The sequence below is a fragment of the Streptomyces sp. NPDC107528 genome (genome assembly GCF_055639295.1).
In genome coordinates this window covers 232,649-256,408 of record NZ_JBVKAV010000009.1, presented here as the reverse complement: position 1 = coordinate 256,408, position 23,760 = coordinate 232,649, and the positions used below count along the sequence as shown (strand labels likewise).

The window sequence follows — 23,760 nt, the reverse complement described above, 5'->3', positions numbered from 1 at the left end:
GGAGAGGGACCCCACGTGAGCGAACCGAACGGCCCCGTCTGCCCGGAGTGCGACGCACCCCGGGCATCGGACGGAACTCCGGCCTGCTCCTGCGCCCGCCTCGCCTCCGACGCCCGCCGCGACGCGCGCACGGCAGAGGCGGCGGCAGCGGAGGACTTCGCTCCGCTGCGTATTCGGCCCTTCGTGGAGCTCGGTGACGATGCCGGGGCGGTGGGCCCGGCGATCGTGGAGGAAGTCCCGCAGGAAGCAAGGGACTTGGAGATACCTAGGGACTTGGCGACACAAGAGGAGGCGGGAGACGCAGACGACAGCCCCGCGTCTCCCGCCCTCGACGCGGAACCTCCGCAAGGCCCCCCACGCAAACACCGCCCCCTGCTGATCGCCGGAGCAGGCACCGCCCTGGTCGTCCTGCTGACGGGTGCCGTCCTGGGCGGGCTCCACCTCTACGACAGCCCCTCCAGGGCCAGGGCCGCATCCGACGACGTACGGCCGCCCGTCCCGGACAGCTCCACCCAGGACGGCACATCCCCCGAGGGCCGGTCCGCCGCTACGGCCACCGCATCGCCGGCTTCAGACCCGGCATCCTCGCCCAGCAAGCGCCCCACCGACAGCTCGGCGACCCCGGCCAACTCCTCCCCCACCCCCACCGCGGCGGCCCCCACCGCGGGCGCCGGCACCAGCGCCGCCGCCCCAGAACCCCCAGCCGTGGAAGGTCAGCCCCCGGTTCTCCGCCTCGGCGACGAGGGACCGGAAGTCACCGAACTCCAGCTGCGCCTGCGGCAGATCGGCCTCTACGCCGGGGACATCGACGGCGACTACGACCGCTCGGTGGAGGGCTCGGTCCGTACCTACCAGCTCACGCGCGTCATCCTCAGCGAACAGTCCGGCGTCTACGCCACGGCGACCCGGACCGCACTGGAGTCCGAGACCTCGGAGCCGTGACCTCAGGGAGGTGAGCTGGGCACGGGGGGCTGACTCAGGCCGTCTCCTCAACGACTTCGGCGACCGTCGTCACCCGGATCAACGGCCGGTACAGGTCCAGTACGTGCAACGCCTTGGCGTGCGAGTCGTCGTCCGCACCCGCGCAGGCGTCGGCGACGACCAGCACCTCGACGCCCGTGTCGGCGGCGGCCAGGGCCGTCGACAGGACGCAGCAGTCGGTACTGACGCCGGCCAGGACGAGGGGGCCCTCCGGGGCGACGCGTCGGGCGAGTTCGGGGGTCCATTTTCCGAAGGTGGTGGCGTCGAGCACGTGCCGTGCGCGGGGCGCGAACTCGTCCGTGAGCTGCCAGAGTTGAGCGTCCGGCGGTTGCAGGGCGAAGGGCCACTGCTCGTAGTACGCCCGCCAGGCGCCCTTCGGGCTCTCGGGTGCCACGAACCGGGTGAACGTGACCCGGTCCCCGAAGGCCGGCAGAAGCCGGCGTACGCCCGCTGCCGCTTCTGCGAATCGCGGGGTCGCCCAAGGGCTGTCGGGGTCGGCGAAGACGCGCTGCATGTCGATGACGGTGAGCAGCCCCGCGGTCATGCGGCCGTCGCCCCCTCGTCCGCGGCGTCGCTCGGTTCCTGCGCCTCCTGCGCACGGACGCGTCCGCGACGCAGCACCAGGGTGCCGAGGAAACCGAGGGCGAGGGCCGCGAGGACGCCGAGGTTGGCGTAGGCCCAGGAGCCGGACCTGCCGCCGAGGCCCAGGGGGGTCAGCAGATAGCCCTGCCAGTCCAGCCAGTTCGCAGTCGAGTTGGTGACCAGGCCCCATCCGAGGGCGGTGGCGGTGACGGTCAGGAGGAGTGGGGTGAGCGGTACGTCGCCGTAGCGGCCGGTCGGGCGGTAGAGGTCGGGCTCGTCGTAGTCGCGGCGGCGCAGGGCCAGGTCGGCGAGCATGATGCCGCACCAGCCGGCGATGGGGACGCCGAGCGTGGTGAGGAAACCCATGAACGGGCCGAGGAAGTCGTCGGCGACGAAAACGATGTAGATCGCGCCCGCGATCATCAGGACACCGTCGACCAGCGCGGCCACATAGCGTGGCACGGGCAGGCCCGCCGACAGCAGGGCCAGGCCGGACGAGTAGATGTCGAGGACCGCGCCGCCGACCAGGCCGAGGACCGCGACGACGGCGAACGGGACCAGGAACCAGGTCGGCAGGATCGTCGTCAGGGCGCCGATCGGGTCCGCGGCGACGGCCTCGCCCAGCTTGCTGGACGAGCCGGCCAGCAGGAGGCCGAAAACCAGCAGGAGCAGTGGGGCCAGGGAACCGCCGAAGGCGGTCCAGCCGATCACGCCACGGCTCGACGCGGTGCGCGGGAGATAGCGGGAGTAGTCGGCGGCCGCGTTGACCCAGCCGAGTCCGAAGCCGGTCATCATGAAGACGAGGGCACCGATGAACTCCTGGGCGGAGCCCGTGGGTACGGCGCTGACGACGGACCAGTGGATGTCGTCGGCCACGAGCACGACGTAGACGACGGTGAGCGCGCCGGTGACCACGGTGATCACGGTCTGCAGCCGCATGATCAGGTCGAAGCCCATGACCCCCACGACCACGGTCAACGCAGCGACCAGGATGAGTGCGACCACCTTGGTCTCGGTGCCGCCACCCCAGCCGAGCCGTCCGAAGACGGTCGCGGTGGCCATGGTGGCGAGGGCGCAGAGCACGGTCTCCCAGCCGACGGTGAGGACCCAGGAGATCACCGACGGCAGTCGGTTGCCGCGCACTCCGTACGCGGCGCGGCCGAGGACCATCGTCGGCGCGGACCCGCGTTTCCCGGCCACGGCGACGAACCCGCACAGCAGGAACGAGAAGACGATGCCGACGACTCCGGCGACCAGCGCCTGCCAGAAGGAGATGCCGAAGCCGAGCGCGAAGGCGCCGTAACTCAGGCCCAGAATGGACACGTTGGCCCCGAACCAGGGCCAGAACAGGGTGCGCGGCGTGCCTTTGCGCTCGGCGTCGGCGATCACGTCGAGGCCGTGGGTCTCCAGCTGGAGCTTTCGGCTCGCGGGCCGGCCGTCGAGTGGGTCCGGGGATGTGATCATTCCGGCATCGTCGCACCGCTCACCCCGCTGCGGAACACCGTCTGCCGGTGTCCGTCGCGCTGGTTGCCATGCGACAGTCACTCATCCGAGTGGCTCTTGGTGTACCCGCTCCGTTCCGAGGGTGATGTTCATGTGACAACAGCACCCACTGCACAGGAGTACGAATGCGTATTCGCACCGCGCTTGCTGCCGCCGCTCTCGGCACTCTGACCGTCTTCGGCGGCGCCGCCGCTGCCCACGCCGATGTCGACGACCAGAGCAGCTTCGGCGTCGGAAGCCAGGAGAGCCAGGGCTGGCAGGAGCCCACGTTCAACGACCAGGGCGGCGCCGCCTTCGGCAGTGAAGGCAGCCAGGGCATGGAGGAGGGAGCGGGCTTCGGTGACGCCGAGGGCGCCGAGGGCTCGTTCCTGCAGTAGACGGACGTAGCCGACGAGGACGTCTCGATGCGTGTCGCGCACGAGGCGTCCTCGGCCGTTGCAGCCCTCGGCCCGCCACAGCGCCGGGGCGCGCGGGGGGGGGCGGCGAGGTGATTCAGCCCAGCTTCTTGAGCAGTTCGACGGCGAGCGGGGCGGCGGAGGACGGGTTCTGGCCGGTGACCAGGTTGCGGTCGACGACCACGTACGGGGCCCACGGCTCGCCGACCTGGACCTGCACGCCGGCCTCGGTGAGCCGGTCCTGCAGCAGCCACTTGGCCTTGTCGGCGAAGCCGGCCTGGGTCTCCTCGGCATTGGTGAACGCGGCCACCCGGTAACCGGCGAAGGTGTTGGTGCCGTCAGCCTTGGTCGCGGCGAGCAGTGCGGCCGGGGCGTGGCAGACGACACCCAGCGGCTTGCCGTTCTCCAGCGCGAGGGTCAGCAGCCTGCCGGACTCGGCGTTGACGGACAGGTCCTCCATCTGGCCGTGGCCGCCGGGGTAGAACACCGCGGCGTAGTCGTCGAGGTTCACGTCCTCCAGCCGGACCGGCTGCCGCAGCTCCGCCATCGAGGCGAGTACGGCGGCGACCCGGTCGGCGTTCTCCTGACCGTCGTTGAACTCGGGCGCGAGGCTGCCCTTGTCGACCGGCGGGACGACTCCGCCCGGCGTGGCCACGACGACCTCGTGCCCGGCGGCCGTGAAGGCCTCGTACGGGGCGACGGCCTCCTCGGCCCAGAAGCCGGTGGGGTGCTTGGTGCCGTCGGCCAGCGTCCAGTGGTCGGAGCCGGTCAGCACGAAAAGGATCTTCGACATGGAGTGCTCTTTCGAGAGACGGTGAGTCGACGTCTCGACGGTACGCATCTCGTGCCATTGGAATCCAATAGGCTCACACATATGACACATAGGGATTCCGATGAGGTGGAGGAGAGCACCCAGCTCAGCGGTGCGGCGCCGGTGGACCTCAACCTGTTGCGCACGTTCCTGGCCGTCTACCGCACCGGCTCCTTCACCGCCGCCGCCCGGGTGCTGGGCCTGTCGCAGCCGACGGTCACCACGCAGATCCGCACGCTGGAGCGGCAGCTGGACAGGGAGCTGTTCCAGCGTCTCGCGCGCGGCGTCGCCCCCGCTCCGCACGCGGACGAGCTCGCCTCCCGGATCGTCGAGCCGCTGGACGCCCTCGCCGGCGTCACCGGGCCGGGCGGCTCAGCCGACGTCCGGCCTGCGGAGCCGGTGCATCTCGCCGGTCCGGCCGAACTGCTGACCCACCGCGTCATGCCGGCTCTCGCGCCACTGGTCGACAAGGGCGTACGGCTGCGCGTCACCCCCGGCCTGACCGAGCCGCTCCTGGAGGAGCTGCGGGCGGGCCGCCACGACCTGGTCCTGTCGACGTACCGGCCGCGTGGTCGCGCCCTGGCCTCGGTGCCGCTGATGGACGAGGAGTTCGTGCTGGTCACGGCTCCCTCCTGGGCGGAGCGCATCGGCGGACCGACACGGATCGCCGCGGCCGGGCCCGCCGCGCTGCACGGCGTGCCGCTCGTCGCCTACGCCGAGGACGTACCGATCGTGCGGCGCTACTGGCGTCATGTGTTCGGCAAGCGTCTGGTGCGTCACCCGGCGGTCACGATGCCCGACCTGAACGGGGTCAGGGCCGCGGTGACGGGTGGTGCCGGGTTCAGCGTGCTCCCCCGCTATCTGTGCGCGGCCGAGCTGGCGTCGGGCGCGCTGGTCCTGCTGCACGACCCGGACGATCCGCCGATCAACACCGGTTTCCTCGTCCAGCGCCCGGGCTCGTCCGGAAGTGCTCATGTCGCACTGGTCCGCGACCACCTGCTGGGAAGCGCGCGCGACTGGTAACTGACCGCAGCTCAACCGGCGTTGGCCCGCAACGCATGGGTGCGCAGCGCCAGCAGGGCCTCGAACCGGAAGCGCGGGTCCGCGAGCCGGTCACCGAACAGCTCCTCCAGCTGGCGCAGCCGTTTGCGGGCCGTCTGCGGATGGATGCCCAGCGCCTGGGCCACTTCCGGAGCCGTACGCCCCCAGGACATCAGCAGCGCGTCCAGGGTCTCGGCGAGCCGGGTGGCCCTTCCCGGGGGCAGGTCCGCGAAGACGCCCAGCACCCGCCGGCCGAGCAACTGCCCGATGGGGGCGCCGCGGAGCAGATGCAGCTCCGCCAGTTCGTCGTCGACGTGCAGGAAGACACCGTCGCCCGGTTCCGCGCCCGGCACCGCCAGCCGCTCCGCACGGCGGTCGAGGGCGAGGCGGGCGCACTGCAGGGACAGCCACGCCTCGTGCACGGGAACCGCCGGGCCCACGACGGTGACACGCCCCCGCGCGGCGGACCGCACCCGCTCGATCAGCCCGCCCGGCTCCGGCTCGGGCACGATCAGGACGACGTCGCTCCCCCGGTTCACGATGAGCAGTTCACCGTCGGCCCCGGAAACGGAGAAGTGCCCCGCCGACCGCACCACCACACAGGCGACGGCACCCGGCAGCGCCCAGCGGGCACGCTCGGCCAGCGGTCCAAGCGCTGCCCTCTCCTGCCCTCTCGGTGGCTCCAGCAGCCGCTCCACCAGGGCCCGGCGGGCGCGCTTCACCTCGCCCTCCGAGCGCGACTGGGCCGTGAGGAACCCTTTCACCGACTCGTTGGACAGGGCGTTGATGTGGATCAGCACGGCTTAATGGAGCGTCAGGACCGTCTCGGGCGGCAGCGAGGCCTCCTGCACGATCTCGGCGTACCGCCGGCTGCCCACGCGCGCGCCGACGCGGAAGGCGGCCTGGAGTCCGTCCGTCGTACGGCCGTTGAGGAACTCGACACGGCCCAGGTGCCGGAAGTGACGGATGTGATGGTCCTGCGGGCTGTCGGGGTGCTCGATCAGCTCCGCGAACTGCCGCACGGCACGCCGGATCGACTCCGTCAGGTCACGGCCGACGGCGGAGCCGAGCGAGCGGCGATAGGCGGGCACCTCTTCACGGATCGCGCGGGTCATGTCGCGGACGATGCTCTCGGCCCGCGAACGGATCAGCGCGGCCAGCTCTTGGGGCAGCTCGTGCCAGGGCTGACGCGTGAACGTCTCGGCCTGTGACGTCATCGAGGTGGCTCCGTCCCGAGCGGCGGACTTGCCGCGGGTGGCCGGTGGTGGCGGGCACGGAGACTGCTCCTGGTGAGGCACAGCCCGGGAAAGGTGTCACGCCCATGACATCTTCCCCCTCTCCTCCGCGGCTCTCCTGGTCGGCTCCCGCGGGCGACGCGAGTGTGGATCCGACGTTACGCGCCAGTAGCTTCCATGTCCCGCCCTTGTGAAAAGGCTTCACACGCTCCTGACCGAACCCCTTGTGACCAGGCCTCACGGATGCGCCGGCGCTCCCCACGACCAGGCAGAGGAGATTTCCTCATGCGTACCCGCAGACTCCGGCGCACCCGACGCCGACGCCTACTGACCTCGTCCCTGGCCGGACTCACCGCGGCCGTCTGCATCGGCGTGGCAGGGATCGACCGGTCCCAGGCGACACCGGACACGAGCGACGCCGCACCGGTGGCCGCGGCCGATCCGGTCGGCCCTCCCCAGGCCGACTTCGCGTCGGCGTTCGCCTACTCCCTCGCCCACCCGACGGCCGTGCCCTCCGGCGCCAACGACTTCAACTGCCGCCCCACAGCCGCGCATCCGCGACCTGTCGTTCTCGTGCACGGCACCATGGAGAACCGCTACGACAACTGGGCTGCCCTGGCCCCGCGGCTAGAGGAAGCCGGGTACTGCGTCTTCGCGCTCAACCACGGCGGCAGTTCCGGCGCCCTGCTCGGCACCGGCGACATGGCCGTCTCGGCCCGGCAGTTGGCGGACTTCGTCGACCAGGTGCTGGCCGCCACCGGCGCCGCGAAGGCCGACCTGGTCGGGCACTCGCAGGGCGGCATGATGCCGCGCCACTACATCAAGAACCTCGGAGGCTCGGCCGAGGTCGGCAAGCTCGTCGCCCTCACCCCGTCCAACCACGGCACCACGTTCTCCGGCCTCGGCCTGCTCGCCCTGGCGGTACCCGGCGGCGACGAACTCCTCGGAGTGAACTGCAAGGCGTGCAGCCAGCAGCTCATCGGCTCGGACTTCCTCCGGGACCTCAACACGGCAGGCGAGACCGACCCTGACATCACCTACACGGTGATCACCACCCGGTACGACGAGGTCGTCACGCCGTACACCTCGGCCTATCTCGACGCCGCCCCGAACGTCACCAACGTCAAGCTCCAGGACCTGTGTCCCGCCGACCTGACCGACCACGTCGGCATCAGCTACAACGCCCTGGCCACCCGCCTCGTCCTCAACGCTCTCGACCCGGCCCACGCCCAGCGCCCCACCTGCTGACGCCCGCGATCCCGTGGCCCGCGCGGATCGCCCCGCGCGGGTCACGGGACGGGGCTCAGAAGCCGCGTGCGGATACCTCGGACCCGCCTCGGCCGACGGCCGCACCGGCCGTACAGGCCCCGGCCGCGCACTCCGTCAGCCACTGGTCGAAGTCGGCGTCGTAGCGGGTGCCGATGTCGGAGGCGTAGACGGCGTATCCGCCCGCGTAGTCACCGACGCGGAAGCGGGCGAGCATGCGGTGGACGTCCGCCGGGTGGCGCTCGAACATGTAGCGGACGGCGAGGTAGCCCCACGGGTAGGTGCGGGTCACGTCGCTGTTGGTGTACGTGTTCTGGAACAGCGTGCTCAGCCGGTACGTGTGCTTGCCCGCCTCCGTGATCGCCTGGTCGTAGGTGATGCCGCGGTAGCCGTAGGAGACGTACTCGGCCACTCCCTCGATCCACCAGACGTCCGGAACCGAGATCTGCTGGGCGAAGTCGCCCTTCATGTTGTGGCGGGCGTCGAGGTAGTGCGTGTACTCGTGGTTGAGGTTCCAGATGCGGGCGGCGTGACCGTTGTCCTGCTCCTTCTGGTACATGACCGCGAACGGCCGGTTGGCGGGGTCCGCCGGGTCTCCGATCAGGGTCATGCCGCCGTTGTCCGTGCTGATCCCGAAGATCGCCCCGGCGTAGGTGCGGTAGTCGGCGGGGCCGGCGAAGACGACGAGGTCGATGGTCGACAGGTACTGGCCGGGTATGGGGCCGTCGTCCTTGACGAGTTCGTGCACGTACGCGTCCTGGCCGAGCACGCTGTCGCATGCCGCGTCGAGGTCGGCCGCGGTGAGTGCCTGGGCCCGGATGGTGTGGGTCGCGTCGCAGGGGTGGGTGATCGGCAGGGCGGCCCTGGTCAGTTGGCCGGCGAGGTCGCAGACGGCGTAGTAGGAGCAGTTGGCTGTGTCGTAGTACTCGGCCTGCGTCGCCACCGCGACCCACAGCCCGGCCGTCGGACCGGTGATCCGTGACGCGCTCAGCAGCTGCCTGGTCAGCGGTCGCACCGTGGCCCGCAGCGCCGGGTGTTCGACGTAACGGGCCAGGTTCATCCCGGCGTTGGACGCCAGATACGCCCGGTCGGTGGGCAGCAGGTCCAGATGGTCGAGCGCGAACCTGTGGAGGGTCCGGACGATGGCCGGGTCGGCGGCCACGGCGTTGACGTACTCCGCGTTCCAATTGCCGCGCCACAGCGGGGTGTAGACCGCGTTGACGGCCGCGAGCATGCTGGGGATGGCGTCGTGGGGGCGGCCGTATCCGTTCAGCACCCGCCGGTAGACGTTCAGATATCGGGCCTGCTGGTCGGCGCTGTCGGTGAGGATGAGGACCTCGCTCAGCACGTCGCCGTTGGCCGCCGTGACGTCCCTCGATGATGTGCGGGCGAAGAACGTGTCCAGGCCGCGGACGGTGTTCCGGGCCAGGCGTGTGCCGTAGGGGCCGACGTCGGTGGGGTTGTTGAACTGCACGTAGTAGCCGGCGCGCAGGAAGAGCACGAGCTGCCAGATGCGGGCGGAGTTGTCGCCGCGATAGCTCTGTGCCGTGCGCGTGAACGCCTCGGCGACGGTGACCATCTGGGCCTCACGGAAGACCGCGCGCGCGTCGGTGCCGGTGACCGCGAAGAGGCTGTTGACGCAGTCCGTGGTCGAGGCCTTGACGAAGGCCACCAGCGCGGATCCCGTTCTGCTCCCGAAGTCGGCGGGACTACACGGGGCCGCCTTCGGGGCGACCTGCGCGCCGGAGTGGTCGGGCTCGGGCTTCGGTGCCAGGGGCGGCAGGTGGGCGGGGGTGCGCTGCCGGTCGCGTACGTCGGGGTGGGTGGTGGCGTCGGCGGTCGATCCGGTCGGGGGCGGGGGTGGCGTCGACTTGCCCGACCGGGTGGGGAGCGGGGTGGTCTCGGCCGCGGGTGTCGCGAGTGCGGGCGTCGACAGCAGGCCGGCCAGGGTGACGCATGCGACGAGCGCGGCGGCCAGGTGTCTGGGCAGCACGAAGCGGTAGCGCATCTGGATTCCTCCACGGATGGATGCGCCTCGTTACGGGTGCTGAGGCGTGTGTGGCACTGTCTCAACGCCCGCCCGGCCCAACAATGGCGTGTGACATAGCACATTGCACTGTTCGGCCATAACGCGCCATGTCGTTGCCGTGACCGATGGGGAGTCGGGAGCTACGCCTCGCTCACGTTCCACATGCGGGCTGCCCACGTCCTCAAGTGCGGGGAGCGGCCGACGAGTTCACGGTACGCGGCAGTGGCGGACTGCAGCAGGGCGTCGGCGGTCGCCTCGGTGACCACGTCACGCCGCCACGCCAGCACGTAACGGCACCACAACGGCGTACCGATCAGCGGCTTGACGACGACCTCCGAGATGGGGCGCGTCGTCGCCTGCACGACGGCGACGCCGTGCCCGTCGGCGATCATTCCCTGCAACTCCAGCCGGTCGCCCAGGAATTCGTGCACCGCCGACGGGCTGAACCCGGCCGCCGCGCAGGCCGCGTGGAAGACGCCCGGCCATCCGGCGCCGTCGTCAGGCGTCAGGAACCAGGCCTCCTCGGCCAGATCCGCGAGGGCGACCTGAGCGCGCTGTGCGAGCGGGTGGCGGGACGGCAGGGCGACGAAGTTCGGCTCGGTGACGATCCCGCGATGGGCCACGGCGTCGGAGTGCTCCAGTTCCCGGCCGGGGTAGTCCGCGGCGATGGCGACGTCCACCCCGCCCTCCTCCAGCAGTTCGACGATCCGGGAGGAGGCGTACACGCTGTTCACCGCGAGCGAGACGTCCGGCAGCCGGGCACGGACGCCCGACAGCATGCCCGCGAGCATCGGAGAGTTGGTCGCCGCCACCCGCAGGGTCCGCCGCGAGGGCGCGGCGCCGGAGGCCGGCCGGCGTCCGATCGCGTCGGCACGGGCGAGGACGTCGCGGGCCTGGGCGACCACCTCGAAGCCGTACGCGGTCAACCGCACCCCGGCCGACCCGCGTTCGAACACCGCGTCACCGAAATACCGCTCGATGCGCCGGAGTTGGGTGCTCATCGCGGGCTGCGAGTAGCCCAGCTCGGCCGCGGCCCGGCCCACGCTCCCCGCGTCCGCGATGGCACACAGCACGCGCAGATGCCGTAGCTCCAGCTCCACCCTCACTCCTTCTCCATACACAGGGAAAAAGCCCGCAAACTTGGACAGTTTCCCATCTCGCCGACCCCCCTTTGAACGATCGTCGCACCCTGCGGTTAGCATATGAGCGCCACCTAGCTCGAAAGATAGGCCCCGTGACTGTCAACGACGACTCGTTCACCAACTGGAAGACCCGCGAGGAGATCGCGGAGTCGATGATCCCGCTCATCGGGAAGCTGCACAGGGAGCGGGACGTCACCGTCCTCCTCCACAGCCGCTCCTTGGTGAACAAGTCGGTGGTCAGCATCCTGAAGACGCACCGGTTCGCCCGGCAGATCGCCGGTGAGGAGCTCTCGGTCACCGAGACCCTGCCGTTCGTGCAGGCCCTCACCGCGCTCGACCTTGGCCCGTCGCAGATCGACATCGGCATGCTGGCCGCGACGTACAAGGCCGACGACCGCGGTCTGACCGTCGAGGCGTTCACCGCCGAGGCCGTCGCCGGTGCCACCGGAGCCAACAAGATCGAGCGCCGCGAGGGCCGCGACGTCGTCCTGTACGGCTTCGGCCGCATCGGCCGCCTCGTCGCCCGTCTGCTGATCGAGAAGTCCGGCTCGGGCAACGGCCTGCGGCTGCGTGCCATCGTCGTGCGCGGCGGCGGCGAGCAGGACATCGTCAAGCGTGCCTCGCTGCTGCGCCGCGACTCCATCCACGGTCAGTTCCAGGGCACGATCACCGTGGACGAGGCGAACAGCACGATCTTCGCCAACGGCAACGCGATCAAGGTGATCTACGCGAACGACCCCTCCGAGGTCGACTACACGGCGTACGGCATCAAGAACGCCATCCTCATCGACAACACCGGCAAGTGGCGCGACCGCGAGGGCCTGTCCGAGCACCTGCGCCCCGGCATCGACAAGGTCGTCCTGACCGCGCCGGGCAAGGGCGATGTCCCGAACATCGTGCACGGCGTCAACCACGACACCCTCAAGCCGGACGAGCAGATCCTGTCCTGCGCCTCCTGCACCACCAACGCCATAGTCCCGCCGCTGAAGGCGATGGAGGACGAGTACGGCGTGCTGCGCGGTCACGTGGAGACCGTCCACTCGTTCACCAACGACCAGAACCTGCTGGACAACTACCACAAGTCCGAGCGCCGCGGCCGCTCCGCGCCGCTGAACATGGTCATCACCGAGACCGGCGCCGCCTCCGCCGTGGCCAAGGCGCTGCCCGACCTCAAGGCGCGGATCACCGGCAGCTCGATCCGGGTCCCGGTGCCGGACGTGTCGATCGCGATCCTTAACCTCCAGCTCAAGCGGGAGACGACGCGCGAGGAGGTCCTCGACCACCTGCGTGACGTGTCGCTGACCTCGCCGCTGCGCCGCCAGATCGACTTCATCACGGCCCCCGACGCGGTCTCCAGCGACTTCATCGGCTCGCGCCACGCCTCGATCATCGACGCCGGCGCGCTGAAGGTGGAGGGCGACAACGCGATCCTCTACCTCTGGTACGACAACGAGTTCGGCTACTCCTGCCAGGTCATCCGCGTCGTCCAGCACGTCTCCGGGGTGGAGTACCCGACCTACCCGGCCCCGGCGGTCTGATCCCGCCCACGTCGACCCGCCTGCCCCCGCCCTGCGCTGACCTGCGGCGGGCGGGTCGACGTTCGCGGAGCCCGAGCCCTCAGTGGCCGCGGAACGCCTCCTCCAGCCACCACGACCCTCGATCGGCGACGACCTTGGCGTCGACGAGCAACGGCGCGGTCCGCGGCCCGGCGACCCAGTCCACCACCGCCTTCAGGTCGGCCCGCGTCCGCACGGTCACCGCCTCGAAGCCGTAGCCCCGCCCCACGGCGGCGATGTCCGTCGGCGGGAAGCGCACCGTGTCCAGTGGGTGCCCATGCGGACCGAAGTGGTGCACCTCGGCACCGTAGGCCTCGTCGTCGTACACGACGACCACCATCGGCAGCCCGAGCCGGCGCACGGTGTCCAGGTCGACGGCGCTCATCAGCGCACCCCCGTCCCCGAGCGCCGCCACGGGCAGCCGGTCCGGCTGTGCCAGCGCCGCCCCGATCGCGGTCGCCAGCCCGAGCCCGATCGACTGGAAGGCCTGCGTGAAGCAGAAGCCCTTCTCGTCGGGCACCGACCAGTACGCGCTCGGGTAGCCCATGAAGTTGCCGGAGTCCACGCCGACCACCCGCTCCGCGGGCAGGATGTCGTCGAGCGCGATGCTCAACGTCCTCGGATCGATCCGCTCCCGCGTGCTCCGGTCCTCGAACGGCACGTCACGCAGCCGCACCCGAGCGGCGATGGCCGCACGGACCTCCGCGATCCGATACCCCTGCTGCTGCTGTCCGTCCCCCGCCGCGAGCAGCCGGCGTGCGGTGAGCCCGACGTCTCCGGTGACGCCGAGGTGGACCGGCCGGTGCGCGCCGAGCGCGGAGGGCTCGTCGTCGACCTGTACGACGGTGGTGTCGGCGGCGATGAGGTTGCCGTGCCGCATGGTCCACTGGTTGAGGGCGCAGCCCCAGCCGACGATCAGGTCGGCGCCCTGGAGCAGCTCGGCGGCCAGGGGCGAGGCGAAGCCGCCGGAGATGCCCAGTGACCAGGGGTTGCCGTGGAAGAGCCCGTGGGTGACGGCGGAGGTCGCCAGCAGCGCGCCGTGCCGCTCGGCGAGCGACTCCAGAGCCTCGCGACAGCCCGGCCCGCGTGCTCCCCGGCCGGCCACGAAGACGGGCCGTCGTGCCTGCCCGAGCAGCCGGGACAAGGCCGCCACCTCGTCGGCGTCCGGCTCGACCGCGGCCCGCTGCGGCGGGGGCGCCGCCTGCGCCAGGGCACCATCGGGCACCTCCAGCGCCTGCACCGGCAGCGGAAGGCTGAGCAGAACGGTACACCGCTCCCCCACCGCGAGCCGTACGGCCGCACAGGCCTGCTCGACCGCTTCCTCCGCCGACGTGACCCGGACCATGACCGCGCCCACCGCGCGGGCCAACGCCTCCAGGTCGACATAGAAGTTGGACCGGGGCTCGGTCACCTCGGCGGCCAGGACGACGAGCGGCGTACGGCTCTTCGCCGCCTCCGTGATTCCGGTCATCGCGTTGGTCAGGCCGGGCCCCTGATGCACGCTCACGGCGGCGACCGTGCCGCTGGTCCGGGCGTAGGCGTCGGCCATCGTCGCCGCTCCGCCCTCATGGCGTGCGGCGACGAACCGCGCGCCCGCCGCGACCATCGCGTTCGTCACGTGGAAGTTGCCCGATCCGACCACCCCGAAGACCTGGCCGACCCCGGCCGCGCACAGCGCCCGGCCCACCGCTTCCGCGACGTTCATGAGCGCTCCACCAGGGCAAGCACCCGCGCCGGAGCCCCGGAGCCGGTGACGATGGGCAGCGGTCCGGCGATGACGACGGCGCCGGTGGGCGGCAGCGCGGCGAGGTTCTGCAACTGCGTCAGACCGTACTTGCCGCTGCCCATGAAGTAGGAGTGGCACGGGAAAGCGGGTTCGAACGAGTGCGCGCCCCCGGCATCCGTGCCCACCGTCTCGACGCCGAGGCCGGTCACCGGCGACTCCTCGGCGACCCAACGGGCGCACTCCACGGACAGACCGGGGGTGTGCGGGCCGTTCTCGTCGGCGTTGAGGAACGCCTCCTGGGAGTGCGAGCGCGCGTCCCATCCGGTCCGCAGCAGCAGCCAGCCGCCCTCGGGCAAGGGGCCGTGCTCGGCTTCCCAGGCCTTCACGTGGTCGACCTCGACCAGGAAGTCGGGGTTCTTGGCCACCTCGGCGGTGAAGTCCAGGACGACCGCGGGTGCGATCAGCTTGCCGGCCGGCACCGAGGCCACGTCGGCGAGGTCCTTGCCGGTGACCCAGTGGTTGGGGGCGTCGAAGTGGGTGCCGGTGTGCTCGCCGCTGCGGAAGTTGTTCCAGTACCAGGCGGGGCCATGGTCGTCGTACCGGCTGATCTCCTCCAGCTCGAAGACGGCGGTCTGCCCGAACTGGGGCGGCAGCTGGATCACCGGTGTGGACGACGACAGGGGCGAGGTGAGGTCGACGACTTCGATCGATCCACCCCGCAACCCGGACACCAGCGCGGCAAGGACGGACGGCTCGGGCATGGACGCCTCCTCGGTCGGTCTCTCCATTTCAGCATCGCAGCCGCATTTCCCACCCCTTGACGCGTCACTGACAACAGGGCTAGATGAGACATGGGAGCGCTCCCACTGTCATTCGGGAAAGGGAACACCATGCGCGATACTCGCCGATCAGGCTTACAACTCCTGCCACGCTCAGGGCGGTTGGCCGACGCAAGTAGATCACGCACCTCGGCCGTCCCACGGCCGGTCACCGTAGCCGCGGTACTCCTGGGGCTTCTCCTCCCGCTGCCGGCCCCCGTCACGCCCGCCCATGCCACGCCGCCGGGCTTCCGTGTCGCGAACGGGCGGCTGCTGGAGGCGAACGGGAACGACTTCGTCATGCGGGGCGTCAACCACGCCCACACCTGGTATCCGGACCGCGTCAGCTCCCTCGCCCACATCGAGGCCAAGGGCGCCAACACGGTGCGGGTGGTCCTCTCCAGCGGGGACCGCTGGACCCGCAACGACACCGGCGACGTGGCCAACGTCGTCGCCCAGTGCAAACAGAACCGGCTCATCTGTGTCCTGGAGGTCCACGACACCACGGGCTACGGCGAACAGAGCGGCGCCGTCACCCTCTCCCGGGCCGCCGACTACTGGATCGGCGTGCAGAACGCGTTGCTCGGTCAAGAGGACTACGTCATCGTCAACATCGGCAACGAGCCGTACGGCAACACGAATTACGCGGCGTGGACGGGCGACACCAAGGCTGCCGTCCAGGAGCTGCGCACCGCCGGTTTTCGGCACACCATCATGGTCGACGCACCCAACTGGGGTCAGGACTGGGCGTTCACGATGCGCGACAACGCCGCCTCGGTGTTCGCGGCGGACCCGGACGCCAACACGGTCTTCTCCATCCACATGTACGGCGTCTTCGACACGGCAGCCGAGATCAGCGACTATCTCAACCGCTTCGTGTCGGCCCAACTCCCGATCGTCGTGGGCGAGTTCGGCCACGACCACTCGGACGGCGACCCCGACGAGGACACCATCCTCGCGGTGACCCGGCAGCTCGGTCTCGGATATCTCGGCTGGTCCTGGAGCGGCAACGGCGGCGGGGTCGAGTACCTGGACATGGTCACGAACTTCGACCCGAACCAGTTGACGTCGTGGGGGCAGCGGATCTTCAACGGCGTGGACGGCATCGCCGCCACGTCCGAGGAGGCCACCGTCTACTCCTCCTCCGGCGGCGACACCACTCCCCCACCACGCCCGGGACGCCGACCGCCTCCGCCGTGACGTCCTCGTCCGCCACCCTGAACTGGAGCGCGTCCACGGACGCGAACGGGGTGACGGGCTATACGACGTCGTCCGCATCGCCGGCACGACCGAGACCGCCGCCACCTCGACGACGGGCACCTCCGCAGCGGTCACCGGTCTCACCCCGGCGACCTCGTACACCTTCGCCGTCTACGCGCGCGACGCGGCGGGCAACCGCTCGCAGCGCTCGGGCACCGTGGCGGTCACGACGTCGTCCGCGGGCTCGTCGGCGACCTGCGGTGTCGCGTACCGGGTGGTGAGCGAGTGGCCCGGCGGCTTCCAGGGCGAGATCGTCATCCGCAACACCGGCACCTCGGCGATCAACGGCTGGACGTTGCGCTGGACCTTCCCCGACAGCCGGCGCGTCAGCAACCTGTGGGGCGGCACCGCGACCCAGAGCGGCGCCGACGCGAGCGTCACCTCCGCGTCGTACACGGCGTCGATCGCCCCGGCAGGTTCGGTCACCCTGGGCTTCACGGCAGCGCAGGGCAGCGCCAATCCGAGCCCGGCCGCCTTCACGCTGAACGACTCCGCCTGCTCCCTGCCCTGACCCGCACGCGCTCGCGCTCGCGCTGCCTGGCGTCCTGGCAGGTCAGGGCGCCAAGGAGGCCCCACGTCCACGGCACAGGACCGTGACAGGAACCACACAGTCCCCGTGTACGGCACACGGAGACCGTGCGGATAAGGTGAGGCTGGCCTAATAGAAGGTCACATGTGCACCATAGGGAGCCCTGTCATGCTTCACCGGCGCCGCGGCACAGCCGCCGTCGCTCTTGCCGTCGCCGCGGCACTGTCCCTCGCGGCCTGTGGCAGCTCCAACGACGGTTCGGACGACGCGGGTTCCGCGGCCGGGTCCGAAAACAAGAAGGACGTGGCCAAGGGCGGCAAGGACTTCGCGTCCGCCGCCGAGAAGACCGCCGCGATGGGCACCGACGCCAAGCCGGGCCAGTGGCCGCGCACCGTCGAGCACGCCATGGGCGAGACGGTCATCGACTCCCGGCCCAAGCGTGTGGTGGTCCTGGACGTCGGCGAACTCGACAACGTCGTCTCGCTCGGCATCGAGCCGGTCGGCCTCGCCCCCACCGAGGGCTCCCCCGAGCTGCCTTCCTACCTGAAGAAGGACGCCGGCAGTCCCAAGAACGTCGGCACGATCAACAACCTCAACCTGGAGGCGATCGCCGGCCTCAAGCCGGACTTGATCCTCGGCAGCCAGCTGCGCGCCGCGGACAAGTACGACGAGCTGTCGAAGATCGCGCCCACCGTCTTCTCCATCCGGCCCGGCTTCACGTGGAAGGAGAACTACCTCCTGAACGCCGCGGCCCTGGACAAGACCGCCGACGCCAGGGCGAAGCTCGCCGCCTACGACAAGAAGGTCGACGCGCTCGACGCCGAGCTGGGCGCCGACAAGCCGACCGTGTCGATGGTGCGTTACCTGCCCGACGGTGTGATCCGGCTGTACGCCAACGCCTCGTTCATCGGCACCATCCTCAAGGACGCCGGCATCCCGCGCCCCGAGAACCAGGACATCGAGGACCTGGCCGCCGAGGTCAGCGCCGAGAACATCGACCAGGCCGACGCGGACTACATCTTCACCGGTGTGTACGGCGACGCGAAGGCCACCGACAAGTCCCGCGCGCAGGGCAACCCGCTGTGGAAGAACCTGAAGGCGGTCAAGGCCGGGCACGCGTACGACGTCCCGGACGAGACCTGGTACCTGGGTCTGGGCGTCACCGCGGCCGACGAGGTCCTCGCGGACCTGGAGAAGTACCTCACCAAGTAAGGCCCTTGCACAGAACCAAGTAAGGCCCTTGTACGAACAGGGGAATTCGGCTGCCACACGGCATGAGCACCAGCAAGAGGAACCGCATGTCCCGTGCCACCCGGCGTCGTGTCGCCTGGACGGTCGCGGGCATGCTCCTGCTGCTGGTCGCCGTCCTGCTGAGCCTCGCGCTCGGCAGCCGGCAGATCCCGCCGGCCCAGGTGTTCGACGCCCTGCTGCACGGCGGCACCGGCGACAACGCGCAGGTCGTGCGGGCGCTACGGGTTCCCCGCACGGTCATCGGTGTAATGGTCGGGCTCGCCCTCGCGGTCGCCGGGGTCGTCATGCAGGGCATCACCCGCAACCCGATCGCCGAGCCCGGTGTCCTCGGGGTCAGCCAGGGCGCCTCGCTGGGCGTCGTCTGCGCGATCGCGTTCCTCGGGGTGCACTCGCCGGCCGGCTATGTCTGGTTCGCGTTCGCCGGAGCGGGGCTGGCCGCGGTGGCCGCCTACGCGGTGGCGGGCAGCGGTCGCGACGGCGCGTCGCCGGTCAAACTGGCGCTCGCCGGGGCCGCGATGAACGCGTTCATCGCCTCCATCGTCTCCGCGATCGTCACGACCGACGCCCGCGCCCTCGACGAGTTCCGGTTCTGGGACGTCGGCTCGATCGGCGGCCGGGACGGTGACGTGGTCGCGCAGACCTGGCCGTTCGTCCTCGTGGGGCTGCTGCTGGTCGCCGTCGTGGCGCGAGGGCTTGACGCCCTGGCGCTCGGGGACGACGTGGCCAGGGGGCTCGGTCACCGGGTCGCGCTGCTGCGGGCCGTCGGCGCGCTCGCCGCGACCGTGCTGACCGGGGTCGCCGTCGCGGTCGCCGGTCCGATCGCGTTCGTCGGGCTCGCCGTCCCGCACATCGCGCGGGCCCTGGTGGGCGCCGACCACCGGTGGGTGCTGGCCCTGTCCGCGCTGCTGGGTCCCTCGGTGATTCTCGTGTCGGACGTGCTCGGCCGTGTCCTCTTCGCGCCCTCGGAGGTGCCGGTGGCCGTGATGACCGCGTTGCTCGGCGTGCCGTTCCTGGTCGCGCTGGTACGCAGGAAGGCGACGGTGCCGGCGTGACCCAGCCCCTCGATCGAACCGCCCCAGCACCTCGTGGCCTCCGGCCCTCCGGCTACTCCGTCGTCCGCATGCGGGACGGCAGCGTTCTGCTGCACCGCCGGGCGTGTGCCGTCGCCGTGCTGCTGGCAGCCGTACTCGCGGTGACGGTCGTCGTGTCCCTGTGCGTCGGCGAGTCGTACGTCTCCCCCACGGAGGTCGTGCGGGTGCTGCTCGGGCAGCCGAGCCCCGACGAGCTCGTCGTCGGCACGCTCCGGCTGCCCCGGCTGGTGACGGGCCTGCTGGTCGGCGCCGCGTTCGGCGTTTCCGGCGCGCTGATCCAGACCGTCGCCCGCAACTCGCTCGCCAGCCCGGACGTCATCGGCGTCACGCACGGCGCGGGTGCGGCGACGGTGACCGCGATGACCTTCGGGCTCACGTCGTACACCGTCCTGCCGTACGTCTCGGTCCTGGGCGGGCTCTCGGCCGCCGCGCTCGTCTACGCCTTCGCCTGGCGGGGCGGCCTGCACGCGACGCGCTTCGTGCTCGTCGGGATCGGCGTGTCCATCGCGCTCGGCTCGCTGACCAGGCTGTTCCTCACCAAGGGCGACTATCTGGTCGCCCAGCAGGCCAAGGTGTGGCTGACCGGCTCGCTCAACGGCCGGGGCTACGACCAGGCCGCGCCGCTCGCCTGGATCCTGCTGGCCCTGGCCCCTGCCCTGCTGTGGGCGGCGCACGCGCAGCGCATGGTGTCCCTGGACGACAGCACGGCGACCGCGCTGGGCGTGCGGCTGGGTCCGGTCCGGCTGGGTCTGACCGCGCTCGGCGTCGTGCTGGCCTCCGTGGCTACCGGCGCCGCCGGCCCGGTCGACTTCGTGGCCCTGCTGGCCCCCCAGATCGCCCACCGGCTGACCCGCACCGCCCAGATCCCGCTGCTGTCCTCCGCCCTGACCGGCGCCACGATCGTGCTGGTCGCGGACCTGCTGGCCCGACGGATGTTCTCCCCTGTCGAGCTGCCGGTGGGTGTCCTCACGGCGGCCGTCGGAGCGCCGTATCTGATGTGGCTCATCGCCCGCACGCGCCTTCGTCGCTGAAAGGGAACCCGAGCGGGGGAAAAGGCGTTCTCATCTGGTAACGGGGTGGGTCGGCCCGATGGCCGACGACAAGAACGAGGGTGACAGGATGAGCGATAAGGCCCGGAAGCTGTTCGAGGCACTCGACCTCGACGAGAACGGGACCCTGACCCGCGAAGAAGTGATCATCGCTCTGCGCAGCAAGGGCCCGTCGCTGGCCGCTTCGGGAGATCTGCCGATCTGGGCCGTGGGAGACGAGTACGCCTCGTCGGCACTGTTCGACGCAGCCGACCAGAACGGCGACGCGGTGCTGACCCTGGAGGAGTTCGCGGCGGTGGTGGACCGCCGCTTCGGCTGGAGGTGACACCGGATGCGCCCCGCCGCGCCGGCCGGCTCCGCTACGGGCCCGGCTTGACGACATAGTCGGGGCTCCCGAAGAGCCCGCGCAGCTCCAGCACTTCCTCGCGGCTTTCGCCGGCTCCCTGGCACTGCTGCTCGTGGAAATGGCGGTCCGTCGCCGTCACCATCGGCGCCCATCTGGCCTTCGGCCGCCGCACCGTCCTCAGCGTGGGTGCCGGCACGGCCGTGTACATCGTCCTGCTCAACACCTGCGCCTGACGCGCGCGTCCCTGCAGCGCCGGAGCCTGCACACCCACAAGTCAATGTTGTGCACTTTATTGACGGCAGTAACCAAAGAGCCTACCTTCGCGTTGTCCTTCCCCCCGTCAAGGGAGACCGCGATGCCCCCGTCCCCCGTCGCATCACCGTCACCACCCCCGTCCCCGAACCCCGAACGCGCCCGGCAGCTGCGCCGGGTCGCCCTCTCAGGGCTGCTCGGTACCGCCGTGGAGTTCTACGACTTCCTCGTCTACGGCACGGTCGCCGCCCTGGTCTTCGGCGAGCTGTTCTTCCCGGGCGCCGACCCGGCCGTCGGCACGATCGCCGCGTTCGGCACGTTCGCCGCCGGCTATGTCGCCCGCCCGCTCGGCGGCATCGTCTTCGGGCACTTCGGTGACCGGCTCGGCCGCAAGTCCATGCTGCTGCTCACGATGGGCCTGATGGGCGGCGCCAGCTTCCTCATCGGCCTGCTGCCCACGTACGGCACGATCGGCGTCTGGGCGCCGGTCCTGCTGATCACCCTGCGTGTGGTCCAGGGCATCGCCATCGGCGGTGAATGGGGCGGCGCCACGCTCATGGTCGTCGAGCACGCCGGGGAGAAGCGCCGCGGGCTGTGGTCGAGCTTCACGCAGATGGGAGCCCCGCTCGGCTCCCTGCTCTCCTCGCTCGTCGTCACCTTCGTGGTCGCCATGCCCAGGGACCAGTTCACGGCCTGGGGCTGGCGCGTGCCGTTCCTGCTGAGCGTGGTGCTGCTCGGTGTCGGCCTCTTCGTCCGGCTGAAGGTGGTCGAGAGCCCGCTCTTCGCCGAGGTGAAGAAGGAGCGCACCGAGGCGCGGCTGCCGATCGTCGACGTCCTGCGGCGTCCCCGGCCGCTGCTGCTGGCCTGCTGTGTCGGCATCGGCGCCTTCACCGCCCAGTCCCTGCTGACCAGTTACCTGATCGCGTACGCCACCGGCATCGGATACGCCCGCCCGCAGGTGCTCACCGCGCTCACCGTCTCCGCCTGCGTCGCCCTGGTCGTCCTGCCCTGCGCCTCCGCGCTGTCCGATCGCGTCGGCCGCCGCCCGGTCGTCCTCGCCGGAGCCCTCACCTCGGCCGCGCTCGCCTTCCCCGTCCTCGCCCTGGTCGACTCGAAGTCGCCCGGTCTGCTCGTCCTCGCCGTCATCCTCGGCCACGGCATCGCCCAGTCCGTGATGTACGGCCCGCTGGGCGCCCTGCTCACCGAGATGTTCGGCACCCGGGTCCGCTACACCGGAGCCTCACTCGGCTACCAGGGCGCCACCCTGATCGGCGCCGGCTTCTCCCCGATGCTCGCCGGAACCCTGGTGGCCGGCAGCGGCAACGGCACCCCCGTCGCCCTGCTGATCTGCGGGGGCTCGCTCATCACGGCGCTGACCGTCTGGTTCGTGCGCGAGACCAGCCGTACGTCCCTGTCCGGCCCGACGTCCGAACGCCCCGACTCCCGCCGGACGGAGGGGATCTCCGCGTGACCACCGAGACCGTGGCCTCACGGACGCACGTACGCCGGGTCCGCCGCCATACCCGTATCGCCGGTGCGGCCGCCCTCCTGCTCGCCGCCGGCGCGCTGCCCACCACGACCGCTGCCGCCGCCTCCGACACGACCCACGTCGACGGCCGACTCCCCTCGGGCGCCACCTACATGATGGACGTCCCCGCCCGCTGGAACGGCACCGTCCTGCTGTTCAGCCACGGCTACGCGACCGGCCCGGCCAACCCCGCCCAGGACGCCCCGGACGAGGCCACGAAGGCGCTGCTCCTGAAGAACGGCTACGCCCTCGCCGGTTCCTCCTACGCCACCACCGGCTGGGCGGTGACGGACGCGGTCCCCGATCAGCTCGCCACCCTCACCGCCTTCACCGAACGCTTCGGGACGGCGTCGCGCACCGTCGCCTGGGGGCGGTCGTACGGCGGACTCGTCACCACCGCCCTCGCCGAGCGGAACCCGGACCGGATCGACGGTTCGATCTCCCTGTGCGGCCTGGTCCACGGCGGGGTGGCCAACTGGAACAACACCCTCGACCCCGTCTTCGCCATCAAGACGCTCCTCGCGCCCGGCACCGACGTCCCGCTGGTGAACATCGCCGACCAGTCGGCCGCCGACGCCGCCGCCGACGCCCTGACCACCGTGGTCGACTCGGCGCAGGCGACGGCCGCGGGGCGGGCCAGGATCGCCCTCGCCGCCGCCCTGCACAACATCCCCGTCTGGAACCAGCCCACGCAGCCCCGGCCGGCCGCGACCGACTGGGACGCCCAGCAGGCCAACCAGTACGAGGCCGTCAAGGGCCTGCTGAAGATCGCCGCCTTCAACCGGCGTCAGGAGGCGGAGGCGCGGGCGGGCGGCAACATGTCCTGGAACACCGGCGTCGAATACGCAAAGCTGCTCGGCCGGTCCTCCGTCCGCAAGGAGGTCACCGAGCTGTACCGGAAGGCCGGGCTTTCCCTGCGCGCCGACCTCGCCACCCTGAAGCGCGCCCCGCGCATCGGCGCCGCCCCGAACGCCGTGGCGTGGATGGGCGGCACCAGCTCCTTCACCGGCAAGCTGACCAAGCCGCAGCTGTCCGTCCACACCATCGGCGACGCCCTCGTCCCCGTCCAGACGGAGAGCGCCCTGCAGCGGGCCGTCACCGCGGCCGGGTCGGCGTCCCGGCTGCGGCAGGCGTACACCGACAACGCCGGCCACTGCACCTTCAGCCCCGCCGAGCAGCTCGCCGCCCTGCACACCCTGGAGGACCGCATCACGGCCGGCAGGTGGGTCGGCACCGACCCGGTGTCCCTCAACTCCCGTGCCACGGCGGCCGATCCGACCTCACCAACGCGCTATGTGCCGTACCGTCCGGCCCCCTACCCGCGTCCCTACGACCTTGCCCACCCAGCCGACGGCCGGTGATGCCGTAC

Annotated in this window: 21 protein-coding genes and 1 pseudogene; 12 read left to right on the top strand and 10 right to left on the bottom strand. The window is 71.0% G+C overall.

All coding sequences use genetic code 11. The features are described from left to right. Positions 1 to 15: 15 nt before the first annotated feature. On the top strand, positions 16 to 942 hold the full coding sequence (locus ACZ7L5_RS28325; protein WP_471519863.1) for a peptidoglycan-binding domain-containing protein: 927 nt from the start codon (positions 16 to 18) through the stop codon (positions 940 to 942). 34 nt (positions 943 to 976) lie between these two features. Here the strand turns inward: ACZ7L5_RS28325 and ACZ7L5_RS28320 are convergent, their stop codons facing one another. Both ACZ7L5_RS28320 and ACZ7L5_RS28315 read right to left on the bottom strand, forming a co-directional pair. Continuing rightward, positions 977 to 1,525: a cysteine hydrolase family protein gene (locus ACZ7L5_RS28320; protein WP_471519862.1), complete on the bottom strand. Its 549-nt coding sequence runs from the start codon at positions 1,523 to 1,525 to the stop codon at positions 977 to 979. Continuing rightward, entirely contained in the window at positions 1,522 to 3,027 is a 1,506-nt protein-coding gene (locus ACZ7L5_RS28315) for a purine-cytosine permease family protein (protein ID WP_471519861.1), read from the bottom strand. The genes ACZ7L5_RS28320 and ACZ7L5_RS28315 overlap by 4 nt, the downstream gene beginning before the upstream one ends. Positions 3,028 to 3,191: 164 nt before the next feature. On the opposite strand from ACZ7L5_RS28315, the gene ACZ7L5_RS28310 reads away from it, so the two are divergent. Next, positions 3,192 to 3,443, top strand: coding sequence for a hypothetical protein (locus ACZ7L5_RS28310; RefSeq protein ID WP_363032204.1), 252 nt, complete (start codon positions 3,192 to 3,194; stop codon positions 3,441 to 3,443). Between the two features lie 115 nt (positions 3,444 to 3,558). Here ACZ7L5_RS28310 and ACZ7L5_RS28305 read toward each other — a convergent pair whose 3' ends face one another. Continuing rightward, a complete protein-coding gene (locus tag ACZ7L5_RS28305; protein WP_471519860.1) occupies positions 3,559 to 4,254 on the bottom strand; it encodes a type 1 glutamine amidotransferase domain-containing protein in 696 nt (231 codons plus the stop codon). An 81-nt stretch (positions 4,255 to 4,335) separates the two neighbouring features. Between ACZ7L5_RS28305 and ACZ7L5_RS28300 the strand changes: the two genes are divergently transcribed. Further along, positions 4,336 to 5,295, top strand: coding sequence for a LysR family transcriptional regulator (locus ACZ7L5_RS28300; RefSeq protein WP_471519859.1), 960 nt, complete (start codon positions 4,336 to 4,338; stop codon positions 5,293 to 5,295). Positions 5,296 to 5,306: 11 nt separating this feature from the next. Here the strand turns inward: ACZ7L5_RS28300 and ACZ7L5_RS28295 are convergent, their stop codons facing one another. Further along, positions 5,307 to 6,113: a helix-turn-helix domain-containing protein gene (locus tag ACZ7L5_RS28295; RefSeq protein ID WP_471519858.1), complete on the bottom strand. Its 807-nt coding sequence runs from the start codon at positions 6,111 to 6,113 to the stop codon at positions 5,307 to 5,309. Positions 6,114 to 6,116: 3 nt separating this feature from the next. Then, positions 6,117 to 6,530, bottom strand: a complete 414-nt coding sequence (locus ACZ7L5_RS28290) for a PucR-like N-terminal domain-containing protein (RefSeq protein ID WP_471519857.1) — start codon at positions 6,528 to 6,530, stop codon at positions 6,117 to 6,119. 303 nt (positions 6,531 to 6,833) lie between these two features. Between ACZ7L5_RS28290 and ACZ7L5_RS28285 the strand changes: the two genes are divergently transcribed. Further along, positions 6,834 to 7,796, top strand: coding sequence for an esterase/lipase family protein (locus ACZ7L5_RS28285; RefSeq protein WP_471519855.1), 963 nt, complete (start codon positions 6,834 to 6,836; stop codon positions 7,794 to 7,796). Between the two features lie 55 nt (positions 7,797 to 7,851). Here the strand turns inward: ACZ7L5_RS28285 and ACZ7L5_RS28280 are convergent, their stop codons facing one another. Beyond that, complete coding sequence (locus tag ACZ7L5_RS28280; protein ID WP_471519853.1) at positions 7,852 to 9,822, bottom strand: collagenase; 1,971 nt, start codon at positions 9,820 to 9,822, stop codon at positions 7,852 to 7,854. 161 nt (positions 9,823 to 9,983) lie between these two features. Then, positions 9,984 to 10,943, bottom strand: a complete 960-nt coding sequence (locus ACZ7L5_RS28275) for a LysR family transcriptional regulator (protein WP_471519851.1) — start codon at positions 10,941 to 10,943, stop codon at positions 9,984 to 9,986. Positions 10,944 to 11,077: 134 nt separating this feature from the next. On the opposite strand from ACZ7L5_RS28275, the gene ACZ7L5_RS28270 reads away from it, so the two are divergent. Further along, positions 11,078 to 12,523, top strand: a complete 1,446-nt coding sequence (locus ACZ7L5_RS28270; protein WP_328883649.1) for a glyceraldehyde-3-phosphate dehydrogenase — start codon at positions 11,078 to 11,080, stop codon at positions 12,521 to 12,523. Between the two features lie 79 nt (positions 12,524 to 12,602). Here the strand turns inward: ACZ7L5_RS28270 and ACZ7L5_RS28265 are convergent, their stop codons facing one another. Together ACZ7L5_RS28265 and ACZ7L5_RS28260 are read right to left on the bottom strand one after the other, a co-directional pair. After that, positions 12,603 to 14,246, bottom strand: a complete 1,644-nt coding sequence (locus ACZ7L5_RS28265; RefSeq protein WP_471519849.1) for a thiamine pyrophosphate-binding protein — start codon at positions 14,244 to 14,246, stop codon at positions 12,603 to 12,605. Continuing rightward, complete coding sequence (locus tag ACZ7L5_RS28260; protein ID WP_471519847.1) at positions 14,243 to 15,028, bottom strand: cyclase family protein; 786 nt, start codon at positions 15,026 to 15,028, stop codon at positions 14,243 to 14,245. The genes ACZ7L5_RS28265 and ACZ7L5_RS28260 overlap by 4 nt, the downstream gene beginning before the upstream one ends. 129 nt (positions 15,029 to 15,157) lie before the next feature. Here ACZ7L5_RS28260 and ACZ7L5_RS28255 point away from each other — a divergent pair. The 5 genes and pseudogenes from ACZ7L5_RS28255 (at position 15,158) to ACZ7L5_RS28235 (ending at position 20,590) form a co-directional block, all read left to right on the top strand. Then, positions 15,158 to 16,856, top strand: a pseudogene (locus ACZ7L5_RS28255) (cellulase family glycosylhydrolase). Between the two features lie 186 nt (positions 16,857 to 17,042). Then, positions 17,043 to 18,086: an ABC transporter substrate-binding protein gene (locus ACZ7L5_RS28250; RefSeq protein ID WP_471519845.1), complete on the top strand. Its 1,044-nt coding sequence runs from the start codon at positions 17,043 to 17,045 to the stop codon at positions 18,084 to 18,086. 86 nt (positions 18,087 to 18,172) lie between these two features. Further along, positions 18,173 to 19,177, top strand: coding sequence for a FecCD family ABC transporter permease (locus ACZ7L5_RS28245; RefSeq protein WP_384194263.1), 1,005 nt, complete (start codon positions 18,173 to 18,175; stop codon positions 19,175 to 19,177). Between the two features lie 68 nt (positions 19,178 to 19,245). Continuing rightward, positions 19,246 to 20,247: a FecCD family ABC transporter permease gene (locus ACZ7L5_RS28240; RefSeq protein ID WP_471520202.1), complete on the top strand. Its 1,002-nt coding sequence runs from the start codon at positions 19,246 to 19,248 to the stop codon at positions 20,245 to 20,247. Positions 20,248 to 20,335: 88 nt separating this feature from the next. Beyond that, on the top strand, positions 20,336 to 20,590 hold the full coding sequence (locus tag ACZ7L5_RS28235) for an EF-hand domain-containing protein (RefSeq protein WP_471520200.1): 255 nt from the start codon (positions 20,336 to 20,338) through the stop codon (positions 20,588 to 20,590). A 34-nt stretch (positions 20,591 to 20,624) separates the two neighbouring features. On the opposite strand, the gene ACZ7L5_RS28230 is transcribed toward ACZ7L5_RS28235, so the two are convergent. Continuing rightward, the gene (locus ACZ7L5_RS28230; RefSeq protein ID WP_471519843.1) at positions 20,625 to 20,831 is read right to left on the bottom strand and encodes a hypothetical protein; all 207 of its coding nucleotides are present in this window, start codon (positions 20,829 to 20,831) and stop codon (positions 20,625 to 20,627) included. 135 nt (positions 20,832 to 20,966) lie between these two features. Between ACZ7L5_RS28230 and ACZ7L5_RS28225 the strand changes: the two genes are divergently transcribed. Next, positions 20,967 to 22,334: an MFS transporter gene (locus ACZ7L5_RS28225; RefSeq protein ID WP_471519841.1), complete on the top strand. Its 1,368-nt coding sequence runs from the start codon at positions 20,967 to 20,969 to the stop codon at positions 22,332 to 22,334. Further along, the gene (locus tag ACZ7L5_RS28220; protein ID WP_471519839.1) at positions 22,331 to 23,752 is read left to right on the top strand and encodes an alpha/beta hydrolase family protein; all 1,422 of its coding nucleotides are present in this window, start codon (positions 22,331 to 22,333) and stop codon (positions 23,750 to 23,752) included. The genes ACZ7L5_RS28225 and ACZ7L5_RS28220 overlap by 4 nt, the downstream gene beginning before the upstream one ends. Positions 23,753 to 23,760 lie beyond the last annotated feature (8 nt).